The organism is Mesorhizobium sp. M2A.F.Ca.ET.067.02.1.1, from assembly GCF_004023285.1.
GTDB lineage: Bacteria > Pseudomonadota > Alphaproteobacteria > Rhizobiales > Rhizobiaceae > Mesorhizobium.
Genome location: NZ_RZSB01000286.1, coordinates 1 through 6,933, shown reverse-complemented (window position 1 = coordinate 6,933; position 6,933 = coordinate 1). Strand labels below are relative to the sequence as shown.

Annotated in this window: 7 protein-coding genes, 1 tRNA gene and 3 pseudogenes; 2 read left to right on the top strand and 9 right to left on the bottom strand. The window is 64.4% G+C overall.

The window, feature by feature from the left end:
- From EOA28_RS19430 to EOA28_RS19400, 7 genes and pseudogenes are all read right to left on the bottom strand, one after another.
- A pseudogene (locus EOA28_RS19430) lies at positions 1-180 on the bottom strand (hypothetical protein); the annotation flags it as partial.
- 93 nt (positions 181-273) lie between these two features.
- On the bottom strand, positions 274-450 hold the full coding sequence (locus EOA28_RS40305) for a hypothetical protein (protein ID WP_245501556.1): 177 nt from the start codon (positions 448-450) through the stop codon (positions 274-276).
- Between the two features lie 221 nt (positions 451-671).
- Entirely contained in the window at positions 672-1,115 is a 444-nt protein-coding gene (locus tag EOA28_RS19420) for a periplasmic heavy metal sensor (protein WP_127249907.1), read from the bottom strand.
- Entirely contained in the window at positions 1,112-1,561 is a 450-nt protein-coding gene (locus EOA28_RS19415; RefSeq protein WP_127249906.1) for a hypothetical protein, read from the bottom strand. Before EOA28_RS19415 ends, EOA28_RS19420 begins: the two co-directional genes overlap by 4 nt.
- A 74-nt stretch (positions 1,562-1,635) precedes the next feature.
- Positions 1,636-2,176 (bottom strand): annotated as a pseudogene (locus tag EOA28_RS19410) (RNA polymerase sigma factor).
- 45 nt (positions 2,177-2,221) lie between these two features.
- A complete protein-coding gene (locus tag EOA28_RS19405) occupies positions 2,222-2,650 on the bottom strand; it encodes an acid-shock protein (protein WP_127249904.1) in 429 nt (142 codons plus the stop codon).
- A gap of 149 nt (positions 2,651-2,799) precedes the next feature.
- Entirely contained in the window at positions 2,800-2,988 is a 189-nt protein-coding gene (locus tag EOA28_RS19400) for a YodC family protein (protein ID WP_127249903.1), read from the bottom strand.
- 1,078 nt (positions 2,989-4,066) lie between these two features.
- On the opposite strand from EOA28_RS19400, the gene EOA28_RS19395 reads away from it, so the two are divergent.
- A tRNA-Ile gene (locus EOA28_RS19395) sits at positions 4,067-4,142 on the top strand.
- Positions 4,143-4,333: 191 nt separating this feature from the next.
- Here the strand turns inward: EOA28_RS19395 and EOA28_RS40300 are convergent.
- A pseudogene (locus EOA28_RS40300) lies at positions 4,334-4,774 on the bottom strand (tyrosine-type recombinase/integrase); the annotation flags it as partial.
- A gap of 564 nt (positions 4,775-5,338) precedes the next feature.
- Positions 5,339-5,587 (bottom strand): hypothetical protein, encoded by a 249-nt coding sequence (locus EOA28_RS19385; protein WP_128315163.1) that lies wholly within the window; start codon positions 5,585-5,587, stop codon positions 5,339-5,341.
- A 486-nt stretch (positions 5,588-6,073) separates the two neighbouring features.
- On the opposite strand from EOA28_RS19385, the gene EOA28_RS19380 reads away from it, so the two are divergent.
- Positions 6,074-6,933: DUF1403 family protein (locus EOA28_RS19380; RefSeq protein ID WP_128315162.1), on the top strand; the 860-nt coding region annotated here is incomplete at its 3' end.

Here is a 6,933-nt window from a genome sequence, read left to right as displayed (position 1 = left end):
GGGGGAAATGAGCGCGATATCCTGCTGCTTGAGCTCGGCCTTGAGGTAGCCGCGCGGATCGGCGGCAATCTTGGCGAAATCGTCGCCTGGTCTTGCGCCGAGGCCGAAGCGGTGGAGCGCGACAAGCGCCGGATCGGGCGGCGTTGCATTTGATGCGGGTAAGGCCAATCCGGCCTCCATCTCGCCGGCCGGCGCTCGCCGCGTCGGCCGGCCTGTCCTCGTCATCGGATGGTTCACGACGCCGGCCGCAGCACCGGCGGCGCGAGGCGGCTCTTACCAGCGGCGCCAGTGATGCCAGCGATGGTAAGGATGCCAGACCGGACCGACATAGACGCGCGGTCCGCCCCAGTAATAATAGCCGGGATAGACAACGCGGCGATTGGGCACGCAGTGACCCCAGTAGTTGGGATGCCAGCCCGGCCCGCAACCCCAGGCGACATGCTCGATCATTCCCGGCGCGGCGGGCGCAACCGCGCGATCGGCATGGCCGAAGCCGCGCTTGCCGCGGCCGTGCCGCCGATGGCGAGCGCGGCGGCGAGCGAATATTTCGTCAGACTGTTCATGGGGTACTCCCGAAGTTCCGAGGTTGAAGAGAACCTGCCGGCATCGACTGACGGCAGGCCTGTCCCTCTTTCCCTTGAACGGAGCACACCCACCCTCTCCGTCGCCGCCTATGGCGATTTTTTTGCGGGCGGCGTCTGCCGGCCGGCACGCCGAAGCAGTGCGTCCGCCAGCAGCTGGCGGTCTTCCGGCGAGCCCGATGCGGCGAATTCGACGATGCGCTGTTCCAGCCGCGCCCGCACGGTGACATCGGCGTTGCGCGCGCGCTCCAGGGCGGCGGCAAGCGCGTTGCTGTCGAGGGTAGGCTGCTGCAGCAGGTTCGCCGCCTCGCGCCTTGCGGCCTGTCCATCAAGGATCACGTCGCGGGACTCTCGGCGCACCTCGCGGAGCGCCTGGCGGAAAATCTTGCGGTCGGCGGCGGGCAGCCGGCCGCCTGCCGATTCCAGCGAAAAGCCCGGATTGGATTTGCCGATCAGCCAGCCCGCCCCGCCGGCCACCGCGCCGATCAGAAAGACGTTGAGCACCAGGGATGCCGCGACAAGACGGGGGTTCATAGGTCCTCCTCCGCCTGGTCGGCATCGGGCCCGGCGTCGCCGAACGACGTCGCGTTGGCGTCCATCACATAATGGTCGGACTGGATATCCGGGCTGACGACGGTCACCAGCGCCAGCCCTGCCACGGCGCCAGCGAGCCCGACGGCCGCAAGCCCGAAGCCCAGCCACCAGAACCGACGGCGCCGCTCCTGCCTAACCTCGGACGTTGCCCGGGCGACGATGGCGCGATGCAGCGCCGAGCTGGGCGCCTCGACCCGATGCCGGTCGAGCATGGCGTCGAGCCTGCCGGCGCGCGCCAGGATGACGCGGCCTTGCTCGGTCTCGGCAAACAGTGTCGCGGCGGCCTGATCGGCCCGCAGCCAGCGGTGCAACGCGCCGCCATAGGCGTCAGCCAGCGCGGCGAAGCGCCCGGCATCCATCGGCCCGCTTGTGGTTTTCTCAGCCATATCGTTCCCCCTTCCACCGTTTTGACGTGGCCCCCCACGCCCTCATCCGCGAAGCCGGCAACTCCCTTGCTTTCTCAGTCATCGCCATCATCTCCGATAAGCATCGCCTGCAGGGCGCGGCGACCCCGCGCGAGCAGGCTTTCCAGCGCATCGACGCTGACCTGCATGGCGCCGGCGGCCTCGATGTTGGACAGCTCCTGATAATAGACCAGCGATCGCCTCGCGCTGGCGCGGCGCGAGGCGCTGCAGCGCCTGGTTGACCCTGCGCTCTTCGTCGCCCGGCATGGCATCGGGAAGCGGTGCGTCATCGGCCACCTCCGGCAGCTCGTCCGTTACCCATTCGCGCCGGCGCCGCAGCCGGTCGTAGCAGAGGTTGAGCGCGACGCGATGGATCCAGGTGTCGAATCGCGCGTGCCCCTGCCGCCAGCCTGAGGCGTGGCGCCAGATGCGCACGAAAGTCTCCTGCGCGACGTCCTCGGCCTCCGCCGCGTCGCCCAGCATCCGCGCGGCCAGAGCCAGGATGCGCGGTAGCTTGCGCGCCACCATCGCCTGCATTGCGGCGGGGTCGCCGGCGCGAATGCGGCGTACCAGTTCCTCGTCCGGATCGGCGCCCATCAACAGGGGCGCTCGCATGTGTCATTGCGCTGCATAACCTCTTGGTCATTGCTCCTGCTTGGGAGCGGATTTGTGGCTCGGCCGCTCGTCGGCGCTGAGCACCCCGTCGCCATTCTTGTCCAGCTTGGCGAAGCGCTTGGCGAGGAAGGCGTCGAGTTCGCCCTTGTCGACGAAGCCGTCCTTGTTGGCGTCCATGCGCGCGAAGGATTTGGCCGGATCGCCTTTTGCCTTGCGTTCGGTCTGGAAAGCGGTCCATTCGGCGAGGCTGACCTTGCCGTCATTGTCGGTGTCGGCCCGCATGAACGCCTTTTCCCGGCGCGCCTCGAACTTTTCCAGCGTCAGGCCGAACTTGGTTTGGTCAGGCTTGGCGGCAGCCGCAGTGTCCGGCGTCGTCTGGGCGGGGGCAGGCGTCGTCGTCTGGGCGACCGCGACAGCGGTCTGCAGGCCAAGGGCAAAGGCGAATAGGCGGATCATGCTCTCGTCTCCGGTTGGCGCGGCCATTGGCGGCCACGCTTCAGCCGTTGAACGCGGCGAGGAGCAAAATCCGTCGGTCCTTTTAGCCGGACGGCAATCCATCCGATACGGTTGCGCCGGACCGGGATGCGTCCGAACGGAAGCTGCGACTATCTCTGGTTGTCGACCACCACCAGCTGGTCCGGCTTGAAGCCGGCATGCTGCGGCGTCCAGACGTCGCCTTCGCGGTTGAACCAGTGGCACAGATACATGCCGGAGGCCGCGCCGTCGCTGATAGTCATCTCCGGGCCCCCGGATTTCAGCCTGACGACGTCTCCGGTCTTGAAATTATTGGGCATTTTGACCTCCCATGCTGACCGGCCGAGTTTCCCACCAACAGCTACTCCCGACAATGGTCGAGATGCGCCGATGACATGGTACAGGGTTGGGAAGGTGTCGATGCCGCTTGCCTGGCGCGCCGGGCAGCGCTCCATATGTGACCGGATCGTGTCGGGGCTTCGCAGGCGAAGCGAGCGACCTGATCGCTCCGTGTCTTCAATCGCTGTCGTGCTGAGGGGCCGGCGGCTGCGCCGGCTGGCTGTCTTGTCCGGCCGGGCGGACGGTCATGGACCTTTCGTCGGGCCACAATGCCTGTGCCTTCATAACCGCTGCCAGGAGATTCTCTGCTTCAACGCTTCCGATCTCGGTTAGAAGCGGGCTGTTGCCGCCTGCTGCGAAATCGACGTGATAGACAGTCCAACTCCTCATTGCATTTCCGGCAATTGCGTCTCGGCGCGGGCACGCGGATGGAAGCCCGGCTCGCTTTTGTGGTTAGGATTTTGAGGTCCGCGAGCCGGGCATGCGCCAACCGATGGGCGGGGGGCTTGGGGTTATCAGCCGGCGCGATGGCGAGACTGTCTGATTTGCCCCCTGGTCCACAATCGACCGAGGTCCATCCTGCCGGACGCATTGGTCCGAAAGGACAAAAGATATAGCCCCTTATTCCGTTGGGGCAGATTGACTGTGCCGGTGATCTGTCAGCGCGGGCTTGGCAAAATCTGTCGGCGCCATCAGATACCTGTCTCAGGCCGCCGGCATTGGGCGCGGATCGAGTCCGGGTCAAAAGGCGACAAAGACGCCGCTCTGGAGAGCCGGCAACCCGCGCTGGATCACGTTTCTCCTGGATGGAGGCGAACCTCTTCCTCCGCAGGCAGCGTTTGCGGCTGAAGCAACTCGGAAGGCGAAAGTGGACCGCCTCAGGGCAAGGTCCAGTGGCATCAGCGACCAAATCAAAGTTCGAAAGATCGGGTCGTCGCCATACCACCCGGTCATTTCATACCGCTCCATCTCAGGGATACGGCCTGACCCTGGCGATCGAACCAGCGCATTCGGAGAGGCTTGTGCGGAAGAGCGAAAAACACTAAGCCAGCCCGCGTGGGGCCTGTAGCTCAATGGTTAGAGCCGGCGGCTCATAACCGCTTGGTTGGGGGTTCGAGTCCCTCCGGGCCCACCATTATCGTTATTTATCAACGTTTTATAGGGTGGTTCGCCACGAGGTTCGCCAATAGGTTCGCCAAGCATCGGCTTGCGCGTCACGAGACGCACGACTCGATCCATCCCCTGGACCGCCAACCGAACCTGCGATGCCTCGCGCGAATAGAGCTCGGCATGATCGATATCGTCGTGACCGAGCACATCCATGAGCTGCCTGGTCGAAGCCTCTGCCTCCGCCAGATAAACGCCGAGCGACTTCCGCAAGCCATGGAGGGTCAGCCCCTTGGGCAGGCCGGCAAGCTTGCACCAATGCGCCATCATTCCAGTCAGCGACTTGGCCGAGAACGGTTCCCCGTAGCCGTTGACCAGGACGGTCTCGCCGCGCCTGTCGGCCGCATCCAAAATCTCGGAGAGCATCGGTGTGATCGGCACAAAAAGCCGTTTGCCGCCAGTTCGTCCCTTGTTCTTGGCCTGAACGATATCAAACCCGTCGAAGTGACGCTCGACGCCATCGATGAACACACGACGAGTGACTCTTTGATCCCAGCGCAGGCCCGCGACGTCGCCGCGGCGGTTGCCGAGCCAAAGTGCCAACCCGTAGCAGGTGCGCGCTGCGGTGCCGAGCTGCCAACGCTTTTCAAATTGCTCCATGGCCTCACGCGACCATGCTTTCCAGCCGGCATAGGCTGGCCGCCACTCGACCGCTGCTGTGGGGTCGATTTCGATCCAGTCTTGCCGAAGTGCGACATAGACCAGCTTGCGTATGCCGACCAATAGGTGTTTGGCCTTGTGGGGCGTGGCGATGAAGCGGCCTAGAAGCTCTTCAACATGGATGCGTCTAAGATTCTTAACCGGCACGTTCCGCCAGATGAGCGGGTGATCAGGGACCACCCGCAGTTCTAAAAACTCTTCGATGAGCCGCGTGTTCTTGCGCTTGCTGGCCTCGTCAAGCGCCAGCCACTTGACAGAGATCTTCAACCGTTGAAAGGCCGCTCCAAACGTGCCGGGCAGGGCAGCTCCGGGCATTTGGACGACAGGGGCCTTGGGGACTTTCCGGCCCTCGACCGCTGCTTTGTAAGCATCCTTGAAACCGGGTTGGTTTGGCGCCGGCAGACTGACAACACGCTCCTTCGTCCGATAGCGCCAGCGAAGTTTGCCGTGGCGATCGGTGTAGGAGGAAAGGCCAGGATATTTGTCGGTCATGGCAGAACGAATCTATTCCCTGCGATGATTCCCTTGCAACAGGAAGTCGACGATATTCTCTTCATCATCTCCAGGTAGTTCGGTAAACGCAGCCTCGAGTCTCAGCCGGTCCCAAATCACGCGGCCGTCGACCTTCTTCGGCTTTGGCATACGGCCATCAGCGACCATTTGGTCAAATTTGGTTATGCCCACGCCGACATACCGGGCGGCCTCTTCTCGTGAGAGGCCGCGAGGAGGGTAGGAGAGGCTGTCGCTTTTCACCGCTTGATCCAAGGTTCTACGAATAAGACCGGCCTCGGCTAGCCCCCAATGATCATAGAAGGAAGAGAGCTGATCGGCTTGTTCGGCAAAACGCGGTCGCGACCTGTAAATAGGATAGCCGCCTCGGTCGCTCCTTCGCCGATTGTCTCGGGGGTTGGCAGCGGTAGGCCGCTACAAGTGCTCCTGACAATGAATCTGTGCCTTTTCCTATTGTGTGACGTCATAGCAAACGCGGCCGCCTCAGACGTATGGCGGGCATCTATTGGCGACTGCGCCTCAATCACTCACAGGTCGATTTGGAACCGCACCGGAAGCAGGGACTTTCTCAGTATAGCCAGTAGCGATCTGAGGCGCACACGGTGGCAAGCTAGCATGGCTAAATGACTGATAAGGCAACATTATCATTCGTTTTGTCGCACCGACAGGCTGTGCGTTTTGTGCCGAAAATCATCGCCAAAAGCGCACGACCGCTTTACCCTCGAAATCATGATTCGCCTCGATCCCGCGACCGCCAATCCGTCCGCGCCGCCGACCGTTCCGGCCTGGGCGCTTGCCGCCGGCGGCGGGCCGAGCGACGCCGACGCCGCCTTCCAGGCCGGCGCCGCCCTGGCTTCGCTGGACACACTTGCCCGCGCGCAGCCTGCCTGGTCCGGCGCGTGGGGCCAGAGGCTGGCGCTCAAATGCGCCGCCGCCTGCATACGGCTCGCCGGCCGCGCCGAGGATGCGGCCGCCTTGCGCGATACCTGGCACCTGCGCGCGGTAGGTGCTGATCCCGGCCCCGCCGGCGCCATCTATAGCGCGTGGCGGCAATTGGCGCTGCAGCCGCCCGTCGCCAGCGCCGATCGGCTCGAAACGATCGTCGAGCAGCTCGGGCTGCGCTGGGACGGCTCGGCGCTTGCTGACCTCTGCACGCAGATCGAGAAGCTCACGGCATCCGAACGGCCAGCGCCGTTCGCCGCCGCAGCGATCGCCACTCGTGTCCTCGCCGCTCGCCCCGATGCCGAGCTGTTCGCCTGGTGGCTCGCAGATTTTGTGCTGGCGCAAAGCCTGGGCTGGCCACGGCCGCTGCCGCTCCTGATGGCGCAGGTTTTTGGTCCGGCCTTCCGCACAGAGGCCGGCGGCGGGCGCATCCGGCCCGGGAAAGAGGGATTCGAACGCGCGGTTTGCGTTGCGCTGGTTCAAGCGGCGGCCGAGACCTGCCGGCTGGCCCGAGACCTGTCGCGCCGCGGCGAAAAGCTCTTGGCGGTGGCGCCGAAACTGCGCGCCAAGGGCGCCGGCGACGTGATCTTTCTGCTGCTCAACGACGATGCCGTCTCCGGCTCGATGACGACGAAAAACCTGTCGCG